Origin of the sequence: Streptomyces sp. NPDC001410, from assembly GCF_042895235.1 — a bacterium.
In the GTDB taxonomy this organism is placed as follows: Bacteria; Actinomycetota; Actinomycetes; order Streptomycetales; family Streptomycetaceae; genus Streptomyces.
In genome coordinates, this window is sequence record NZ_JBIAWE010000003.1 from 365,164 (window position 1) to 384,219 (window position 19,056).

Below are 19,056 nucleotides of genomic sequence, written 5' to 3' on the forward strand. Positions count from 1 at the left end.
GGGCGATGGCGGATACCCATCGCTCCGGCCGCCTTCTGCCGACCTGCGTGAACGGTCGGTGAAGAGATCGGCACGGATAATTCTTGACCGATCCTTGGTGATTCAACCAGCGCAAAGGGCTGCACGTTTGCATCCGGGTTGCTTCGAACCTGCGTAAGCCCTGTGAAGATCGGCCGTCGGAGGGCCTCGGGGCTGCGGCCAGGGGATTGATCTGACCGCGTCAAGTGGGCACTCTCGCTGAGCGCGAGCAGAACTTTGCCGCCTGAACGCAAATCCCCCCACACGCAAGCGAGGAGACCCCTCTTGACGGCGCATCACAAACGCATAGGCAAGGCCAAGACCGTCACCGCGATCGCGGCCGTTGCAACCGTCGCAGGCACGGCTCTGTACGTGTCCCCTGCCGCCCAGGCCGGACAGCCCGCGGAAGGCAAGGTCTACGGCCTGCACGCCGAAGGAGCCGTGTCCGGCAGCTTCGTCGTCCTTCTGGACCAGAAGGCTTCCGCTGCCGAGAAGAAGGACCTGGCCACGGAGTACGGCGGCAAGATCAGCCGTACCTTCGGCTCGGCGGTGAACGGTTTCTCCGCCGACAGCCTCACCGAGACGGAGGCCAAGCGCCTCGCCGCCGACCCCGCGGTCGCCACGGTGGTGCAGAACAAGAAGTTCCACATCGACGCCACCCAGGACAACCCGCCGTCCTGGGGCCTGGACCGCATCGACCAGACGGACACGGCCGGCGACCACAAGTACACCTACCCGGACAAGGCCGGGGAGGGTGTGACCGCGTACGTCATCGACACCGGTGTACGCATCAGCCACAAGGACTTCGGCGGCCGCGCGAGTTCCGGGTTCGACGCCGTCGACAACGACAACAACGCCGACGACGGCAACGGGCACGGCACCCACGTGGCCGGAACCATCGCCGGAACCGCCCACGGTGTGGCCAAGAAGGCCAAGATCGTCGCGGTCAGGGTGCTCGACAACAACGGCTCCGGAACCACCGAGCAGGTCGTCGCCGGCATCGACTGGGTGACCAAGAACCACCAGGGGCCCTCGGTGGCCAACATGAGCCTCGGTGGTGGCGCCGACCCCGCTCTCGACGAGGCGGTCAAGAAGGCCATCGCCTCGGGCGTCACGTTCGCCGTCGCCGCCGGCAACGAGTCGGCGGACGCGGGGCAGGGTTCACCGGCCCGGGTCCCCGAGGCCATCACGGTCGCCTCCAGCACGAAGGACGACGCCCAGTCGGACTTCTCCAACTTCGGCAAGATCGTGGACCTGTACGCGCCGGGCTCGGACATCACCTCCGACTGGAACGACAGCGACGAGGGGACCAAGACGATCTCCGGCACCTCCATGGCGACCCCGCACGTCACCGGAGCCGCCGCCGTCTACCTGGCCGCACACCCGGACGCCACGCCCGACCAGGTCGCCTCCGCACTGGTCGGCGCGGCGACCAGTGACAAGATCACCAACCCGAGCAGCGGAACGCCCAACAAGCTGCTGAAGGTGACCGAGTAGGAAGTGCTGTGCTGCGTCCTCGTGGACGACACGAGGACGCAGCCGCCCGACGGCGCCGTCGTCAGTCGCTGTGCACGCCGACCTCGTACAGCGAGTACCCCCACTTCGTCCCGCGTTCCGTGCCCACGACGCGGACGTAGCGGGCCGGCGTTCCGGTGAAGCGTGCGGTGTCGAGGCCGCCGTCACCGGTGGTGGTCGACCAGGCCGTCTTCCAGTTCACGCCGTCCGTCGAGAGCTCGATACGGTACGACTTCCCGTACGCGCGCTCCCAGTCGAGCGTGACCCGTCCGACCCGGTGGGTCGAGCCCAGATCGATCCGCAGCCACTGGTCGTCGCTCCAGTCACTGGCCCAGCGGGTGTCCCGGGTGCCGTCCACGGCGCGGCTCGACGCATAGCTGACGAACGGGTTCCACTCGGTCGAACTGGCCGTGGTCGAGGTCCCGTTGGCGAGATTGACGCCCGCCTGGTGCCGCTCGGTCGCGCCCCAGGTGCCGAGGTAGGACTCGGCGCCCCGGAAGAGGTCGTTCACCACGCCCTGGCCGCCGACGAGCCTGATGTCCTCGATCCAGTCCGGGACGAGGCCGTAGTGCGCGGCACCGTCGGTGTTCAGGTCCCAGGTGCGCTCACCGGTGGTCTGCCGGTCGATGAGGGAGCCGCCGTCGACACTGCGGAAGGGGTACGTGACCTTGTTGGGCGCGTCGGCGCCCCGCGGTCCGGGCCAGCCGCCCACACCGTTCATGTCCGTTCCGTAGCCGTAGCCGACGCCGTACTTGTCCCGCAGCGCCTTGGTGCGGTTCGCCTCGGCCACGAATCCCTCGGAGCCGTGCATGTACTGGGCGATGAAGCCGCCGAGGCTGTAGACCCGTTCGGTCCAGTTCAGGTCCATCCAGCTGTGCGAGGAGATCACACCGGGGTAGGACTCGGACTCGAAGATGTCGAGCGCGCGGCCGACGGCCTTGACGCTCATATGGTCGATCTCCAGCATCATCTTGCGCTTCATCATGCCGCGTACGGCGTACTCACCGAGGTCGGTGAGCCCACGGACGTTGCACTGCGCGTCCGAGGCGTACGACGGAACCGTCACGCCCGCCGGGAGTTTCGCCTCGGCCCCGGGCGCCGCGGCCGAGCCGATGGGGTTGTCGTGCTGCGGCCCCGCGCACTTCTCCGTCTTCCAGAAGGTGCCGGTCGACAGGAACTGCCCGACGTTGATGGCCGTTCCGAGCCCGCCCGAGTCGAAGCGGACTCCGCACAACGCGTTGTCGAACTTGTGGCACAGGAACATGCTGCGCACACCCAGCGAGTACAGCTCGTCCAGGCCGGCGTCGATGTCCTTCTTGTCGCACTGCGCGACATCCAGGATCTGCTTGCAGCCGAAGGGCTCGGAGGTCTCCACACCCAGGATGACCGCCAACTTGCCCTGCTTGATGACGTCACGGGCCTGCGCGCTGTCGGTGACGATCCGGAACCAGCCCTTGCCCGGACCTCCGTACATCTTGTCGACGTACGCCTGCAGGTCGTACGTCATCTTCGCCTGCAGCCGGATCGACGTCATCTCGTCGCAGCTGCGATCCTTGAAGAAGTACACCGAGCAGATCACGCCGTTGGTGACGAGGTCGTTGACCAGCACCCGCTGGCCGCCGCGCCAGGCCCGTTCCACCCACGCGTAGTAGTTCTGCTGGTGGGTCAGCGAGTCATGGGCGGGCCAGTCCTTGAACGTGGGCCAGCCGACCGGGTCGTGTCGGCCGTCACCGCCCTTGGTGATGAAGTCGAAGACGGCCAGCGAGCCGTCGGGGTAGTGCTCGGGGCAGTCCTTCAGCGCGTCGGCGATCCCGGCCTCGGAGAACGTCTTGCCGCAGATCAGGCGCCCGCCGAAGGCCTCGTTGGCGAACAGGTGGTCGTGGGCGTCGACGAACCCGCGCACCTCGCCCTTGGAGTTGGTGCCGGTGAACGGCTCACCGGTGACGTTGATCTGGGAGTCCGGCGAGGGGCGTGCCGTCGGGACCCACCACTCGTTCCCGGCTGCCGAACTCGGGGTGGGGCCGAGGAGAACGGCCAGTACGAGGAGGAGCAGTGACCCCATGGTGACGTTCTTGCGTCTGTAGTACCGGCGTCTGGATATGGCCACGGCCCACGTCCCTCGGTAGGCGGGATGCGCGGTCGACGGACGAGGACGTCCGGGGTCCGAAGACCCTTGCGCACACCGGTTTGTCATGCTCTTTGCAAAGTGCGCCCAAGGATCGCCAGTGCCGCCTGTGGAGTCAATACTCAACTACTGATGAGTATTGTTCAGCTTTCAATGGTCAGCCTATGTGGGATCGACCGAGTTGGAATTGCGGACTGACGACGGGGCGGGGCTCACAACGCGACGACGACCAGAGCGATGTCGTCCCGAGCACCATGGCTGACGCCGAGACGCGCGAGCAGGGTGTCGGCCAGGCGCTCGGGGCCGAGCCCCAGGCACTGGGCCAGGGCGTCGGTCAGGCGCTGCAGCCCGGTGTCGATGTCCTCGTCGCGGCGTTCGATGAGGCCGTCGGTGTAGAGGACGAGAACGTCGCCAGGGTGATAGGCGGTACCGGCCTGAGGGCGCGGGACATGCGCCGGCCTGGCCCCCAGGGGCGGATCCGTCGCGCGGTCCAGCAGTTCGCAGGTGCCGCGGTGGTGTCCCGCTGCCGCTGCCGACGGGCACAGATGAAGGCGCTCACGTCCTCGACCCGGTGAATGATCCAGGCAACCTGTCGGTCCGGCCCGATGACCGGGGTGTTGACCGGGGACCACCAGCGTTCCTCGAAGGCACCCGGTTCTCCGGTGACGGGATGTCGTACCGCTGAACGGCCATCGTGTCGGGTTCCCTCGTGGCCAACACCCGCTCCAGGGAGGCGGAGAGATTGCGGACTCCGTTGGCCTGAGGGTCGGCGGGGTTGTCGGGAAAGGCATCGAAGACGTACTGCCCGAGCAGATCCTGAAGGTCCGGCCGGTCGCCCGGCAGTAGGCCTGGTTGACGCCGACGATCATCAGAGAGGGACTGAGCACCAGATACGGGCTGGGCGTGGCGGCGAACAGCGCTGCGTAGTCGACCTGATCCACGGTCCGGCCGGACAGGCCCTAGGTGCCGGGTGTCGAGTGGTGCGTGATCCTGTAGGGGTGTGTGGTGTGTCAGTCGGTTGGATCCCGGCAGCCTACGCCGCCCCGGGCCGCCGCGCGCTGCGCGTGACCGTGGTCGCCGCGGCCGGTTTCTACCTCTTCCGGTACGGCCTCGACAGCCCCGTCGCAGCCACCTACGCCCTCTTCGGCACCGTGGCGCTGGGCGGACTCTCCAAGATCCCCGGGACCGGGCGCCAGCGGGCCGCGGTGGTGCTGCACGCGCTGCCGGTGTGCTGGCTGCTGGTGGTGATCGGCACCTATCTGTCGGTGCGGACCTGGAGCGCCGTCACCGGCATGTTCGTGGTCGGCTTCGCGCTGGCCTTCTCCGCCGTGGGCGGACCGCGACCGGCAGGAGCGGCGCCTGGCCTGCAACTCCTCTACATCCTGCCGTCCTTCCCGCCGTACGATCCCGCCTCCCTCGGCGAGCGGCTGATCGGCACGACGACCGGGCTGACCCTGTTCATCGCCGCCGAGGCGCTGATCCTCCCGGGGCCCGCTCCGCCGACCTACCAGGAGCGGGCGGCACAGGCAGCGCACACCGCCGCACGCCGCGCGGCCCTCCTCGCCGCTCCTCCCTATGCCCTGACCGGTGCGGACATCCGCGCCATCCACGAGGCCGGCCATGCACTGCGGTCCCTGACCGTGCCGGAGGCGGAGCGCCCGGCGGGACCGGGGATGCGCGACCGCGCCCTCACCCACACCGGTCTGGCCACCCGCACCCTGCTCAACCGACTGACGCAACTGCCCGTGACGCCGGGCGACCCTCCGGGCCCAGCCGTGATCGCCGTACTCAACGCGGTCGCGCGACTGGCCACGGCAACCGAAAGCTGCCTGAGGGCGGGCACGTCGCCCGCGGCCCCGTACCAGGAACTGGTCACTGCCCGCGCACGTCTGGCGGCCTCGTCCGCGACGGCTCCCGCCTCCACCGACGGGGCCGGTCCCGGAGCAGACTTCCCGCCCGCCGAACTGCGCCGGCACGCCGCCGTACTGGAGATCGCCGACGCCGCACTGACCATGGCCACGGCGGCCGATCTCGCCGTACGAGGCAGGCAGCCCTCGGTGGAGGTGGCGGCGAGGCGCTTCTGGTACGCCTCGGCCTGGGCCCCGTCACTGTGGTGGCACCGGATCCGGGGCCACGCCGAGCGCCGGTCGGTGTTCTTCCAGAACGCGGTGCGCATCGCCATGGCTCTGACGGCGGCCCGGCTGGTGGCCGGGGTGGACACGCTGCCCCACGGGTTCTGGGCCATGCTGGCGACGCTCACCCTCACCCGGACCACCATGGACGAGACCTGGAGCACCATCCGCCTGGCTCTCGCCGGCACGCTGGCCGGCGCCCTGGTGACCGCCGGGACACTGGTCCTGGTGGGTGCCGACACCACGGTGTACGCGGTCCTCCTGCCGCTGTGGATGCTGGTCGCGTTCACGGTCGGGCCGGTCAAGGGTGTCGGTTGGGCGCAGGGGATGTTCACCGTGCTCGTGGCCCTCGTCTTCGCCCAGCTGGCGCCGCCGACGTGGCAGCTGGCGGAGGTCCGGATGCTGGACGTCCTCGTCGGCAGCGCCATCGGCGCGGTCTTCGGCCTGCTGGCCTGGCCCCGCGGTGCCCACGACGAACTGTGCCGTGCGGTGGCCGGGCTCCTGCGCCGGGCAGCCGAGATCGTGGTGGCGACCAGCGCCTCGGTGGCCGGAGGCGGGGCGACGGCCGCGCCGCCCGCGGCGACCTGCCACCGGTCACTCCAGCACGCGGTCATCCTCGCGGAGTCCGCCTACGCGCAGTTCCAGAGCGAGCCGACACCCTTCGGAGGGCGGCGGCGCGGGGTGGCGTTGCCCGAAGTGGACTGGCAGGCCACGCTGATGGCCGGTCACCACACCCTGTGGGGCTCGGAGCGGCTCCTGGAGCCGCCGCTCACCGGCCTGGGGCCGGCGGCAGCCGAGTCCGCCGACGGGCTGGGCGACCGGGTGGCCGGACGCATGCTGCTCGTCTCGGCAGCGCTGGACCCCGGCGGTGACACCCCGACCGCACCACTGCCACCGCTCGACCCGGCGCTGGCGGGATTCGCCACGGAGCCGCCCGGCGCGCCGCGGCTGTACTACTCCACCGTGTCCTGGCTGGGCTCGCTGATGACGGATCTGTCGCGGATCGCACGAGGTGGGCCGGGACCGGAGCACAGCGACGACGTGACCACGGTCGGCAGCTGATTGCAGGGCTGGGTCGAGGGACACAGCGGATGCAAAAAAGAGGTCCGCGTTCCCTTCCGGGCGCAACCGGTCCTGAACGACGCCTGGTTGGCGGGTCTGTCGACACCATTGGGTGAACGGTCCGTGAGCCGAATTCGCTGCAACCCGCACGACAGGTAGGTGAGGATTGCCGTCATGGGATTGGCGACGGCGTTCACGGATCTGTTCGGTGTGGAGCATCCGATTGCCCTGGCTCCGATGGGTGGGTCGGCCGGTGGTGCCCTGACCGGGGCGGTCTCCCGTGGCGGTGGGCTTGGTCTGCTGGGCAGCGGGAACGGGGACCAGGAGTGGCTGAGCCGCGAGCTGCCCGTCCTGGTCGGCGAGAGCGCGGGGAAACCTTGGGGCATCGGCTTTCAGGCCTGGGCGATCGACGACGGTGTGGTCGCGCGGGCGCTGGAGCACGAGCCGGCGGCGGTGATGTTGTCCTTCGGTGACCCCAGTCCGTTCGTGAAGCGCATCCGCAGTGCGGGCACACCACTGATCCTCCAGGTCACCGACCTCGAAGAGGCCCGACGGGCGGTGGATCTGGGCGCCGAAGTGATCGTGGCGCAGGGCACCGAAGCCGGCGGGCACGGAGCCCGGCACGGGCGGTCCACACTGCCGTTCGTGCCCGTCGTGGTGGACCTGGCGGCACCGGTGCCCGTGCTGGCGGCCGGCGGAATCGCAGACGGCCGCGGCGTGGCGGCCGCCCTGGCACTGGGGGCTGCCGGAGCACTGCTCGGCACCCGCTTCCAAGCCACGACCGAAGCCCTGGTCGCCCCCGCGACGGCCAAGGCGATCGTCGAGGGACGCGGAGAGGACACAGAGCGCAACAGGGTGCTGGACATCGCCCGCGGCTCGCGGTGGCCGGCCCGGTACACCGCGCGCACCCTTGGTCATCCGTTCCTCGACGGATGGCGGGGCCGGGAGGACGCACTCGCCGCTGACCCGCATGCCCAGCAGGCGTACCAGGACGCGGTGGCAGCAGGGGAGATCCCCGCGCTGCCGCAGTGGGCCGGCGAGGGCGTCGACCTCATCAACGATCTGCCGTCCGCAGCCGATCTGGTCGCCACCCTGGCCGCCGAGGCCGAGGCCGCGCTGGCCCGAGCCGGCAGACGCTGACCGCGATCGCGAGGATGACCGCAGGGCAGCCACTCGATCAAGGTTTCAATGAACGAGCAAGTAAGCTGGATGAACGTGAGAACCGGCACGTCAACGGCCGTGCCGGAGCGCGGCTCGACACGAGGGAGCGACCGATGACAGTGGGAACCGAGCGAGCCGTACTGGCGGGCGGTTGTTTCTGGGGCATGCAGGACCTGATCCGCAAGCAGCCGGGCGTGAAGTCCACCCGCGTCGGGTACAGCGGGGGTGACACGCCGAACGCCACGTACCGTAACCACGGCGACCACGCCGAGGCCATCGAGATCCTCTTCGATCCCACGGCCACGAGCTACCGCGACATCCTGGAGTTCTTCTTCCAGATCCACGATCCGACCACGCGGGACCGCCAGGGCAACGACCTCGGGCGTAGCTACCGGTCCGCCATCTACTACACCGGCGAGGAACAGCACCGCGTCGCCGTGGACACGATCGCGGACGTCGAGGCGAGCGGGCTGTGGCCGGGGAAGGTGGTCACGGAGGTCGAGCCCGTGGGCGACTTCTGGGAGGCCGAGCCCGAGCACCAGGACTACCTGGAGCGCTATCCGAACGGCTACACCTGCCACTTCCCGCGCCCGAACTGGAAGCTGCCGCGCCGATCCTCGTCCCAGACGAGCTGAGTCGCCGACCGCGCCGAGCCGTCGGGTGGGGCGCGCGGGCCGTGGAGGGGAATTGGGGTTCGGCAGACAGAAGGCCCAGGAGCCACCGGTGGAGCCGGTCGGTTGGGCCGGCGGCCGACCCCGACTTCTCCGGGGCGATCGCGCTGCGCCGCGCCGACGACGCGGGCAAGGTGGTGGGCCTGCGAGTGGCGGATCTGGAGGTCTGGCGCCCCGTCGTGCAGCGCGTCGCCACCGGCTGATCCCCCGGCCCGCCGGTGCCTTCCTGATTGCGACCAGGGTCGGGCAGCAGTTCACCCGTCGGAAGGTGCCGGTGTGCGCCGATGGCAGCCGTCGATCACACTGGCGACAAAGAGCCCCGACCGCGTGAACGGAGCGGGAGAGCCACGATGACCCAGCCGATCCCCACCTGTGAGGCCGACCGTCCGGCTGTGAATGGCAAAGTCCCCGGCGATCTGCTGCGGGTGAGCGACCTGGACCCACAGACCCTGGTGGGGCTGCTGGACCTGGCGGAGGGCATGAAGCGGGAGCCGCTGGGGTGGGAGCGGGATCTGCGAGGGGGCGCCATCGGGTGCATCTTCGAGAAGCCGTCCACACGGACCCGGGTGTCCCTGGCCACGGCTGCCCAGCGCCTCGGCATGGCGGCCATCGTGCTGAACCGTGAGGACCTGCAGTTCGGCCATGGCGAGACGGCCGGCGACACCGCCCGCGTCCTGTCGTCCTACCTCGACGCGATCACGGTGCGCACCTTCGACCACGCCACGGTGGAGCAGATGGCCGACGCCTCGACGGTGCCGGTCATCAATGCCCTGTCCAACACCCACCACCCGTGCCAGTCCCTCGCCGACCTCCTCGCGCTGCGCGAGCACTTCGGCACCCTGGCCGGCATGACCGCCGCCTTCATCGGGGACGGCACGAGCAATACGTGCAACTCGTTCCTCGCGGCGTGCGCGGCCTCCGGCATGCACCTCGTCGTCGCTACTCCGCCCGGCTACGAGACCGAGGAGGACATCCTCGGCGAGGCCCGTGAACTGATGGCGCAGACCGGCGGTTCCGTCACGCTCACCGCCGAGCCGATCGAGGCTGTCGGCGCCGCGCAGGCCGTCTACGCCGAGGTGTGGGTGCCCATGGACAGACACCACGAACGCGCCGAACGGACCGAACAGCTGGCCGCCTACCGGGTCGACGACGCCCTGCTCTCCCATGCGCCCCGCGATGCCGTGGCCATGCACTGCCTGCCGGCCGTCCGCGGGCAGGAGATCGCCTCGGAGGTGCTCGACGGCCCCCGATCCCTGGTCTGGCGCCAGGCGGCGAACCGGCTTCCCACGGCCCAGGCGGTGCTGCACACCCTCATCGACACCGCCCGCCGACGCAGACGTACCACCTGACGGAGCAGGTTCACTGGTCCCCGCACGAGCGAAGGGCTTCTCGCTGGACCGATCAGTAAGCCCCGGGGCTGAGTTCCTGCCGGACGGCCTGCCCCGAGGCACGGTGCTCGGCGGCCCCGGCCGGATCGGTCCCGTCGAGGACGATCGCGATGCCTTCGTGGGCCAGCGCTTCCTCGTACCGGTTTCCCAGCCTCGGCGCCAGCTCCAACGCCTGCCGGTGCAGCCGTAGGGCCTCTTCGGGCAGGCCCGCAAGCCGGCAGGTCTCGCCGTAGCCGTTGAGGAAACGCAGCTTCCAGTGCTCCTCGAACAGCTCGTCGAGCAGCGCGAACGCCTCCCGGTGGCTGGCCAGTGCCTCCTCGTACCGGCCCATCTGGCGCAGCGCGACGCCCAGGCAGTTGAGAGACCACGCCTGGTTGTGCAGGTGCCCGTCGTCGCGGGCCAGCGCCAGCGCCTGGCGCAGGTGTTCAGCCGCCTCGTCCGGTTCCTCGTGGGCGATGGCGACGCCGAGCGTGATCCGGGCCGTCAGAGCGGGCGGCCACGCCGGGTCGGTGTGTGGAACGCCGAGCACCTCCCGGGCGCGCTGCGCCGCCTCCTCGCGGTGCCCCAGCTGCAGCATCGCCCAGGCCTCCGACGCGGCAGCGTGGGCCACGCCCGCCGGACTTCCGGCCTGCTCGTACAACTTTCCTGCCAGCCGGAAGAGTTCGAGCGGCTCCTCGACGTGCCCCGCATCCCAGCTCAGATAGCCGCGCCGCATGGCCAGTTCGGCCTCCACCTGCGTGTCCTGGGCCTGGGACACGTGGCGTTCGGCCGCCTCGTACGCGGCCGCGGCCTCCGCCGTCCGGCCCGCGTTGTAGCGCGCGAAGCCCAGGTCGCTGTGCGCCTCTGCCAGTTGCAGAGGATCGCCCAGGCGCTCGGCGGCGGCCAGCGCCCGCTCGAAGAGGACGTTGAGATGCGTCGTGCCGCAACGCCGCGCGAAGTACGCCCGCAGGAAGCGCGGCAGTTCGGACACGTGCACGTCGGAGCCGACAGCGGCCGCCGTCTCGAAGGCCGCGATGAGGTTTCCGTACTCCGTGACGAGCCAGGCGATGGCCGCGTTCTTGTCCGGGAACCGGGGCAGCTCGGCCGGAGGCCGGCCCGCCGAGGCCGTACGGCTGGGGGAGAGGAACGGCATCGCGGCGTCGGCGGCGGCCGCCGCGTGCACGTAGTAGTCGAGCACCCGGCCCAGGGCCCGCTCGCGTTCGGCTGCCGAGTCCTGTTCCGCCGCGGCCCGGCGCGCGTGCTGGTGCACGAGGTCGTGCAGCCGGTAGCGGCCCGCCGTCGGCTGCTGCACGAGGTGCGCGTCGACCAGGTCCTCCAGCGTCTCCCGGGCACTGCGCAGCGGCACGTCCGCCAGCGCCGCCACCACGTACTCGTCGAAGGACGCCCCGTGCAGCAGGCCCAGCATCCGGAACAGGCGGGCCTGGGACCGGCTCAGCTGCCGCAGCGACATGGCGAACGCGGTGTCGAACTCGCTCGCACCCTCGGCCAACCGCTCGACGAGGATGCCCACGGTCCAGCCCGGCCGGTGCCGCAGCCGTGCCGCCGCCAGCCGCAGGGCGAGCGGCAGATGGCCGCACAGCCGCAGCACCTCGGCGGCGGACTCCGGATCACGGGCCAGCCTGCCGTCCGGGCCGCCGGGGTCGCCGCTGGCCCGGGCCAGCAGCTCCGCGCTCTCCTGCGGGCTCAGCACGTCGAGCGAGACCGGGGGCACCTCGTCCAGGCCGAGAAGCCGGTTGCGGCTGGTGATCAGGGCGACGGAGTCGCCGGCGCCGGGCAGCAGCGGGCGTACCTGGTCGGCGTCGGCGGCGTTGTCGAGGACCACGACGACCCGTCGGCGGGCCAGTTCCGACCGCCAGCAGGCGGCGAGCTGCTCGACTCCCTCCTGCGGGACCTTCTCGGAGGGGACGTCGAGCGCGCCGAGCAGCATCCGCAGCACGGAGTCCGGGTCCATCGGCTCCCGGCCCTCGGTGAACCCGTGCAGATCCACATAGAGTTGGCCGTCCGGGAAGTCGGCGGCGAGCCGGTGCGCGGCGTGCACCGCGAGACAGGTCTTGCCGACGCCCGCCATGCCGTCGACGGACACTGCCCGATGGCTGTCGACCGCGTCGAGTACGGCGGCGAGTTGGGCCTCCCGCCCGGTGAAGTCGGGTGCGTCGCGCGGCAGATCGTTGCGGGCAGGCGGCCGGACCTGGCGGCTGCTCTTCGGGGGCGCCGGCAAGGGGTTCGAGGTCCGCTCCCACAGAGGACGCAGGGGGCGGGGGTCGCGCTTGACGAGGCGGCACAGGGCGACCACCGCGGGCCAGGGCGGCACCGTCTGCCCGTTGAGGTAACGCGACAGCGACGACGAGCTGAGTCCGGTGTCCCGAGCGAGGGCCCGTACGCCGAGCCCGGACAGTTCCTGCAGCAGGCGCAGCCGGGCCGCCAGCTCGTCCTGCGCCGTCCGTTCGTGCATGTCCACCCGTTCCCCCGCCTCCCCGTCCCGATCCGGTTGAAGTCTCGCGAGTCAAGTCGCCGCTGGTCAAGGCTGTTTCAGCTGTCCCACGCTGTCCCACCGCCGTGGCCGTGGCACGCGGGCTCGGCTGTCATGGAGTCACGCCCCGACGGAAAGGGGCACTGACACGGAGGAGGAGCGGACCGAGATGCAGCCCCGCATGCGGAACCCCGCCGTCGTACTGCCCGACGCGATGCAGCCCATCCAAGCGATCCTCGAGACCGCGCACTCCGCCGGCGTCGACGGCCGGCTGCTGGAGCTGGTGCATCTGCGAGTCAGCCAGATCAACGGCTGCAGCGCCTGCGTCGACGGCGGCGCCAGGACGGCCCGTAAGGCCGGAGTGAGCGACGAGCGGCTGGCCACGGTCGCCGCCTGGCGGGAGGCCCCGTACTTCACCGCGGCGGAGCGGGCCGCCCTCGCGCTGGCCGAGGCCGCGACGCGACTGGCCGACCGTCCCGACGCGGTGAGCGACGAGGTCTGGGACACGGCCGCCACCTACTTCGACGAGCAGCGGCTGGCCGCGATCATCCTGATGATCGGCGTCACCAACCTGTTCAACCGGCTCAACGCCTCCACCCGCCAGATCGCCGGCGCCCGGGGCTGACGGACACCGCGATGTCTTCACGGGTGAACCCCGTGACCAGCACCTTCGGAGAAGCTGTCCCTGCGGCACCTCTCCGGCATGAAGATGTACCCATCCATCCGTAGACCAGGAGGAACCCGCTGTGAAGGACGCACAGAAGCCCGCCAAGAGCACCGCCACGACCGACAAGACGTCCGAGGGGTTCACCGACGAGGAACGCGCCGCGATGAAGGAGCGCGCCCGGGAACTGAAGGCGTCCGCACGCCGCGGATCGCGTGCCGACAAGGCTGCCGAGGACGAGGCCGCCGTACTCGCGAAGATCGCCGAGATGCAGGAGTCGGACCGCGTCATGGCCGAACGGCTCCACGCCGTCATCAAGGCCGGCGCGCCGGAGCTCGCGCCGAAGCTCTGGTACGGCATGCCCGCGTACGCCAAGGACGGCAAGGTCGTCTGCTTCTTCCAGAGCGCGCAGAAGTTCAACTCCCGGTACGCGACACTCGGCTTCAGCGACAAGGCCAACCTCGACGAGGGCACCATGTGGCCGACCGCCTACGCCCTGAAGGAGCTGACCGCCGCCGACGAGGCGAGGATCGCCGAGCTGGTGAAGCGAGCGGTGAACTGACCCCCGAGGGCCAACGCGGCACAACGCGCCGGGACCGGGCAGCAGAGCGGTTCGATGAGGAGCAATGAGGAGCGATGACGGGCGATGAGAGGCTTCTCCCTCAACGCCTACGCCTCAGAACACGGCCCGTACTTCTCCCACCTCCAGCCCTCCGCCCAGCAACGGCATACGGCCGACGCGGTCGATCACGGGCGCGGTCAGGCCGGTCAGACGAAGCGCACGGGCCAGGACCGGCCCCAGGGCCCGAGCGCCACCGTCCTCTATCTTGAGGGCCAGGGCGCGGCCGTCGGGCAGGGCGACGGCCTGCACGGCCTCGGCGCCCACCTTCGACAGGGCGCCCGGTATCCCCCGCATGAGCCAGGTGTCGTGGCGGCGGGTTCCGGCGACGTACTCGGGGTGGGCGCGCATGGCGTCGGCGACCCGCCGCTCGGGCGTGCCGGGCGCGGCCAGGACGAAGGAGCGGAAGGCCCGGGCAAGCCCGGTCAGACTGATCGCCATCAGCGGCGCCCCGCAGCCGTCCGTGCCGACGGCGGCCACCGGCTCGCCGGCCGCCTCCTCCACCACGGTGCGGATGAGCTGCTGGAGCGGGTGGTCGGGGGCGAGGTACGAGTCCAGCGGCCAGTTCCGCAGTGCGGTGGCCGCCAGCATCGCCGTGTGCTTGCCGGAGCAGTTCATGGCCACCCGGTCGCGGCGTGCGCCCGCTGCCAGGTAGGCCTCCTGCTCCTCCTGGTCCAGGGGGAGCGACGGCGGGCACTGCAGGTGTTCAGGGCTCAGTCCGTGTTCGTCGAGCATCGTGCGCACCAGGTCGCGGTGGAAGGCCTCACCGGAGTGGCTCGCGGCCGCCAGCGCCAGCCGCTCGCCCGCGAGGTCCAGGCCGGCCCGCAGGACACCGGCCGCCTGCATCGGCTTGTTGGAGGAGCGCGGGAAGACGGGGGACGTCACGTCACCGAGTGCCAGTTCCACCGAGCCGTCCGCGGCGAGCAGCACCAGGCTGCCGCGGTGCCGCCCCTCGACGAATCCGGAACGGGCGACCTCGGCGAGGACCGGGGTGGCGACGATGGCGGCGGCAGTGGCCATGGCGGGCTGGGGCATCGGCGGTGACCTTCCGTACGCGGAGGGAGCCGACCTGCCCGACCGGCCCCCCGGGATCGCCGGAGCCGTCGGTCATATGAGCAGGTGGTCCACCTGGGTTTGCGCGTCACAGTACCGTCGGGCGAACTCGGCGCCGCAGCCGTCCGCCGACCACTCAAGCCGCAGCCGTCCGCCGCGTCCGGGGGCTGCTGTCGACGCCACATGGGGCCTGCCGACAACTTCGTTTCATGTCAAATGAGTTCGACTTTGCCAGATGTTGCACAAGCGACGGCCGGCCCCGCAGAGGTGGAACAGGCGTTACGACGCTTTGCGGGTCCCGCGTTCCGGGAAGGGGCTGACCGGCGCGCGCTTCGGCACCCTGTACGGCGACGCGGGGTGACGCTGCATTGGACAGTGCCACGCCCCCGCACGCACGCGAGGAGAAGACAAGTGAGGGTCGTCATCACGGGCGCCTTCGGCTTCCTGGGACGCCGGCTGGCCGCCACACTGCTGCAGACACGCACGTTTCGTGGCGCACCGATAACCCGACTGGTGCTTGCCGATCGCGTCGTGCAGCCCGACGTCCCGGCGGCGACGGACCCGCTCGTGGACGTCGTACACGGCGACCTGATCAACCGCCTCGACGACCTGTTCGCTGAGCCGGTCGATGTGCTGTTTCATCTCGCCGCCGCGGTGTCGGCCGAGTGCGAGGCCGACTTCGGCCTCGGCATGCGCGCCAATGTGGACACCACCCGCGCCCTCCTCGACGCTGCCCGTGCACAGGCGGCCGCCGGCGGGCCGACGCCCCGCGTGGTGTTCGCCAGCAGCCTCGCCGTCTACGGTTCGAGTCCTGAGCTGCCCCTGCCTCCGGTGGTCAGCGAGTCGTCCATGCCCATGCCGCAGTCGAGTTACGGAACACAGAAGCTCATCTGCGAGCATCTGATCGCGGACTACACGCGCCGCGGCTTCCTCGACGGACGCGTCGCCCGCCTGATGACCGTCGCGGTGCGGCCGGGCCGCCCGAACGCGGCCGCCTCCGGCTTCCTCTCCGGCATCGTCAGCGAACCGCTCGCCGGACTCCCGGCGACCTGCCCGGTACGGCCCGACCTGCGCGTGGCCCTCGCCTCACCGCGACGGACCATCCAGGGAATCCTCCGCATCGCGGAGGCCGAGCGCGGCGTCGGGCCGGGGCGGCTCGAAGGCCAAGCGCCTGTCAATCTTCCCGCGCTCACGGTCACGGTCGCCGAGATGCTCGCCACGCTGCGGAAGGTGGCCGGCGATACCGCCGCCGACCTGGTGACCCTGGCTCCTGACCCAGCCATCGAGGCCATCGTTGCCTCGTGGCCCGCCGTCTTCGACAACAGACGCGCCGCCGCACTCGGTCTGGAGCCCGACCCGAGCTTCCTGTCGGTCGTGCAGGACTACGTCGCCGAGCACCCCGACGCAGTCCAAGGCGGCTGAGTTCGGGCTGACACCAACAGCCGGACCCGGACCACCCGCTTCAGTCGAGGAGCATCACGGCGTTGCGGGCGTCGCATCGGCCGGGTGCGAGGAGCTGCTGGGTGCGGCGACGGAGAAGTCGACCTTGAGTGCGTAGCGGTGGGCGACGTAGGAGCTGACCGTGAATTCGAGGGGGTTGCCGTGCTGGTCGACGATCGAGCGGGTCTCTACGAGCATCGGCGTGGTGGGGTCGACGTCGAGTTCGGGTGCGTCCTGGTCGGCCGTGCGTGCGGTGAGGACGGAGGAGCCGAGGGTCGGGTGCAGTCCGAGGCGGCGCAGGGTCTGGTGCAGTGAGCCGGTCTCCAGGTCGGCGGTGAGCAGCGCGTCGAGGGTGGCGGGGAACACCGCGTGTTCGACGGCCACGGGCAGGTCGTCGAAGTACCGGACGCGGCTGATGGCGACCACGGACGCGGGGTGCGTGGTGTCGGCCGGGTAGAGGGCGGCGGATTCCTGGGAGGAGGCGGTGCGTACCGCGGCCTCCAGGACTCGGGAGCGTGGCGTCCGGCCGTCGGCCAGGGCCTGATCGTGAAAGCTCAGCAGGGTGCCGACGGGACGGGCCGCGGGAGCCTGGCGCACGAAGCTGCCCCGCCCGGGCACTCGTTCCAGCAGACCGTCGCGTTCCAGCCGGACCAGGGCGGCGCGCGCTGTCATCCGGGAGACGCCGAACTCCTCTGCGACGCGAGATTCCGAGGGGAACGGGTCGCCGTCGGCGGCGGCTTCGAGACGTCGGCGCAGCTGCTTCTCGATGCGCTCGTACAGCGGTTGCGACGCGGCCATGGCGGGTGTGTTCCTCCTTGGTCGAACGGGTGGGTCAGCAGGTACCAGTGTGACGCCAATCGACATCAGCGCCGCAGCTGTATAGGCTGTATATACAACTGCTAGCTTACTGGCTTACCCGAGGTGACCTGCAAGGAGAGAGCTATGTCCGTGGCCTCGATCGACGTCCCGCGCTGGGAGGGGCCCCTGCCCTCGCGCGACGCAGTGGCGAAGATGATCGACCACTCGCTGCTGCGACCCGAACTGAGCCTGGCCGAAGTCCAGGACGGTCTGGCGACCGCACTGGAGCACCGCACGGCAGCGGTGTGCGTACGGCCCGCCGACGTCTCGGTGGCAGTCGACGCGCTCCGTGGCAGCCAGGTCGCCGTCGGCACGGTCGTCGGCTTCCCACACGGCAGCGGCACCGCGCGGGCGAAGGTATTCGAGGCCACCGAGCTGATCTCCCAGGGTGCGGAGGAGATCGACATGGTGATCAACATCGGTCGCCTGCGCGACGGTGATGTCGCGTTCGTCCAGGACGAGATCGCCGCCGTCGTCCAAGCCGCCGAAGGCCGCCTCGTGAAGGTGATCTTCGAGAACGCCTACCTCGACGACCAGCAGAAGACCGCCGGATACAAGGCCGCCGAGAACGCGGGCGCGGCATTCGTGAAGACCAGCACCGGGTTCGCCCCGGGCGGGGCGACGGCCGCAGACATTGCCCTGATGCGGCGCACTGTGTCCTCCCGCGTGCAGGTGAAGGCCGCGGGCGGTGTTCGCACCCTGGACGCCCTACTCGAACTCCACCGACTCGGCGCGACTCGCTTCGGCGCGACGGCCACCGCGGCGATCCTCGACGACCTGGAAGGCCGCCGCAACGGCAATCCGGCCGCTGCGAACTCGGCGAGCAACGTGATGGGTGACTACTGAGTTCGCCGACGGAGAGCCCTGGAGGGTCGACTCACCCCATGAAGGGCACGGGCGAAACGTCGGGCGGCAGGTTGAACGGCGTCACCACCTGGATCGCCGACGGGAGGGTCGGCCCGTCGTCCGGCAGTGCTTTGTTGGCCCGCATGATGGTCTGGCAGGCGCGGCGCACGTCCTGGCGCAGGTCGTGGTGGAGGACTGCGGAGAGGCGACGCTCGCGCAGCAGGCGGGTGTTGTCGTGGTCGAGGTCGTGTGCGATGAAGACGGCACAAGTCCTGACCAGGTTTCGCCTGGGTTCTGCGAGGCGCATCGCGCTGCGGAAGCCCAAGTCACGTTCTTCCTCGCCGCGGAAGGAGCCCCGGCTGATGGTGGTGAGCACGTTGCCGGGCCGGTCGCCGAGCCACTGTTCGAGGAGGTAGGCGGCGGTGGCACCGGCCGCCCGGTTGTCGATGCCGACGTAGGCCAGGCGCGCACTGTGGGGGAGGTCGGTCACCAGAGTGACGACGGGGATGCCGGCCGCGACCAGTCGCCCGACGGCGGCTGCGATCTCCGGCAGGTCGGGGGCCTTGAGGATCACGCCCTGTGTGCCGCGCTTGGCGATCTTGTCCAGGATGCCGACCAGGTCTTCGGGCGGGCAGGTCTCGCGGAAGTGGAAGCGTGAGCGTACGACGGCGGGTTGCAGGGAGGGCAGTTCGGCCTCCAGCGCCTCGCGTACGGCGGTGGAGAACCGCTCCGGTGTCTGCATCACGATGTCGACCATGAAGGTGCGGCCGCCGATGCGGACCTGGGTCCGCTGACGGTCCAGCGCCTTGATGGCTTCGTGCACCTCCCGGACGGTGCTCTCCCGCACGTTGCCCCTGCTGTTGAGGACACGGTCGACCGTGGCCGTGCTCAGCCCGGCCTGACGGGCGATTTCCCTGATCGTGTAGGGGTGGCGCATGACGGATCCCGGGGAATGATGATGGACTTTTGATGTAGTGCTGAGGGTTGAATGATGGGTTCGAGGGGCTCAAGACTGGCAGAAAGGCAAGCACGGC

15 protein-coding genes and 1 pseudogene are annotated in these 19,056 nt (G+C 70.4%); 10 read left to right on the forward strand and 6 right to left on the reverse strand.

Annotation, left to right across the window (positions count from 1 at the left end; all coding sequences use genetic code 11):
- The first annotated feature begins 303 nt into the window (after nucleotides 1-303).
- Nucleotides 304-1,515: a S8 family serine peptidase gene (locus tag ACFY3C_RS08280; protein WP_390770192.1), complete on the forward strand. Its 1,212-nt coding sequence runs from the start codon at nucleotides 304-306 to the stop codon at nucleotides 1,513-1,515.
- A 61-nt stretch (nucleotides 1,516-1,576) separates the two neighbouring features.
- Here the strand turns inward: ACFY3C_RS08280 and ACFY3C_RS08285 are convergent, their stop codons facing one another.
- Both ACFY3C_RS08285 and ACFY3C_RS08290 read right to left on the reverse strand, forming a co-directional pair.
- Nucleotides 1,577-3,595 carry a discoidin domain-containing protein gene (locus ACFY3C_RS08285; protein WP_390770360.1) on the reverse strand — a complete coding sequence of 673 codons (2,019 nt, stop codon included), beginning with the start codon at nucleotides 3,593-3,595 and terminating at the stop codon, nucleotides 1,577-1,579.
- Between the two features lie 275 nt (nucleotides 3,596-3,870).
- A pseudogene (locus tag ACFY3C_RS08290) lies at nucleotides 3,871-4,614 on the reverse strand (SpoIIE family protein phosphatase).
- A gap of 51 nt (nucleotides 4,615-4,665) precedes the next feature.
- Between ACFY3C_RS08290 and ACFY3C_RS08295 the strand changes: the two are divergent.
- From ACFY3C_RS08295 to argF, 5 genes are all read left to right on the forward strand, one after another.
- Nucleotides 4,666-6,852: an FUSC family protein gene (locus ACFY3C_RS08295; RefSeq protein WP_390770193.1), complete on the forward strand. Its 2,187-nt coding sequence runs from the start codon at nucleotides 4,666-4,668 to the stop codon at nucleotides 6,850-6,852.
- A 174-nt stretch (nucleotides 6,853-7,026) separates the two neighbouring features.
- Nucleotides 7,027-7,992 carry an NAD(P)H-dependent flavin oxidoreductase gene (locus tag ACFY3C_RS08300; protein WP_390770194.1) on the forward strand — a complete coding sequence of 322 codons (966 nt, stop codon included), beginning with the start codon at nucleotides 7,027-7,029 and terminating at the stop codon, nucleotides 7,990-7,992.
- A 134-nt stretch (nucleotides 7,993-8,126) separates the two neighbouring features.
- Nucleotides 8,127-8,648 carry a peptide-methionine (S)-S-oxide reductase MsrA gene (gene msrA, locus ACFY3C_RS08305; protein ID WP_390770195.1) on the forward strand — a complete coding sequence of 174 codons (522 nt, stop codon included), beginning with the start codon at nucleotides 8,127-8,129 and terminating at the stop codon, nucleotides 8,646-8,648.
- 41 nt (nucleotides 8,649-8,689) lie between these two features.
- A complete protein-coding gene (locus tag ACFY3C_RS08310; RefSeq protein WP_390770196.1) occupies nucleotides 8,690-8,887 on the forward strand; it encodes a hypothetical protein in 198 nt (65 codons plus the stop codon).
- 189 nt (nucleotides 8,888-9,076) lie between these two features.
- Nucleotides 9,077-10,033 carry an ornithine carbamoyltransferase gene (gene argF, locus ACFY3C_RS08315; protein WP_386577428.1) on the forward strand — a complete coding sequence of 319 codons (957 nt, stop codon included), beginning with the start codon at nucleotides 9,077-9,079 and terminating at the stop codon, nucleotides 10,031-10,033.
- A gap of 52 nt (nucleotides 10,034-10,085) precedes the next feature.
- On the opposite strand, the gene ACFY3C_RS08320 is transcribed toward argF, so the two are convergent.
- Entirely contained in the window at nucleotides 10,086-12,524 is a 2,439-nt protein-coding gene (locus tag ACFY3C_RS08320) for an ATP-binding protein (protein ID WP_390770197.1), read from the reverse strand.
- Between the two features lie 187 nt (nucleotides 12,525-12,711).
- Here ACFY3C_RS08320 and ACFY3C_RS08325 point away from each other — a divergent pair, with 187 nt between their 5' ends.
- A complete protein-coding gene (locus ACFY3C_RS08325; protein ID WP_390770198.1) occupies nucleotides 12,712-13,167 on the forward strand; it encodes a carboxymuconolactone decarboxylase family protein in 456 nt (151 codons plus the stop codon).
- 205 nt (nucleotides 13,168-13,372) lie between these two features.
- On the forward strand, nucleotides 13,373-13,768 hold the full coding sequence (locus ACFY3C_RS08330) for an iron chaperone (protein WP_386577470.1): 396 nt from the start codon (nucleotides 13,373-13,375) through the stop codon (nucleotides 13,766-13,768).
- A 114-nt stretch (nucleotides 13,769-13,882) separates the two neighbouring features.
- On the opposite strand, the gene ACFY3C_RS08335 is transcribed toward ACFY3C_RS08330, so the two are convergent.
- A complete protein-coding gene (locus tag ACFY3C_RS08335) occupies nucleotides 13,883-14,860 on the reverse strand; it encodes an asparaginase (protein ID WP_390770199.1) in 978 nt (325 codons plus the stop codon).
- Between the two features lie 429 nt (nucleotides 14,861-15,289).
- Here ACFY3C_RS08335 and denD point away from each other — a divergent pair, with 429 nt between their 5' ends.
- Nucleotides 15,290-16,300 (forward strand): D-erythronate dehydrogenase, encoded by a 1,011-nt coding sequence (gene denD, locus ACFY3C_RS08340; RefSeq protein WP_390770200.1) that lies wholly within the window; start codon nucleotides 15,290-15,292, stop codon nucleotides 16,298-16,300.
- A 54-nt stretch (nucleotides 16,301-16,354) separates the two neighbouring features.
- On the opposite strand, the gene ACFY3C_RS08345 is transcribed toward denD, so the two are convergent.
- Nucleotides 16,355-17,116: a GntR family transcriptional regulator gene (locus tag ACFY3C_RS08345; protein WP_386577423.1), complete on the reverse strand. Its 762-nt coding sequence runs from the start codon at nucleotides 17,114-17,116 to the stop codon at nucleotides 16,355-16,357.
- Nucleotides 17,117-17,260: 144 nt separating this feature from the next.
- Between ACFY3C_RS08345 and deoC the strand changes: the two genes are divergently transcribed.
- Nucleotides 17,261-18,022, forward strand: a complete 762-nt coding sequence (gene deoC, locus ACFY3C_RS08350; RefSeq protein WP_390770201.1) for a deoxyribose-phosphate aldolase — start codon at nucleotides 17,261-17,263, stop codon at nucleotides 18,020-18,022.
- A 31-nt stretch (nucleotides 18,023-18,053) separates the two neighbouring features.
- Here the strand turns inward: deoC and ACFY3C_RS08355 are convergent, their stop codons facing one another.
- A complete protein-coding gene (locus ACFY3C_RS08355; protein WP_390770202.1) occupies nucleotides 18,054-18,959 on the reverse strand; it encodes a LacI family DNA-binding transcriptional regulator in 906 nt (301 codons plus the stop codon).
- Between the last annotated feature and the right edge of the window lie 97 nt (nucleotides 18,960-19,056).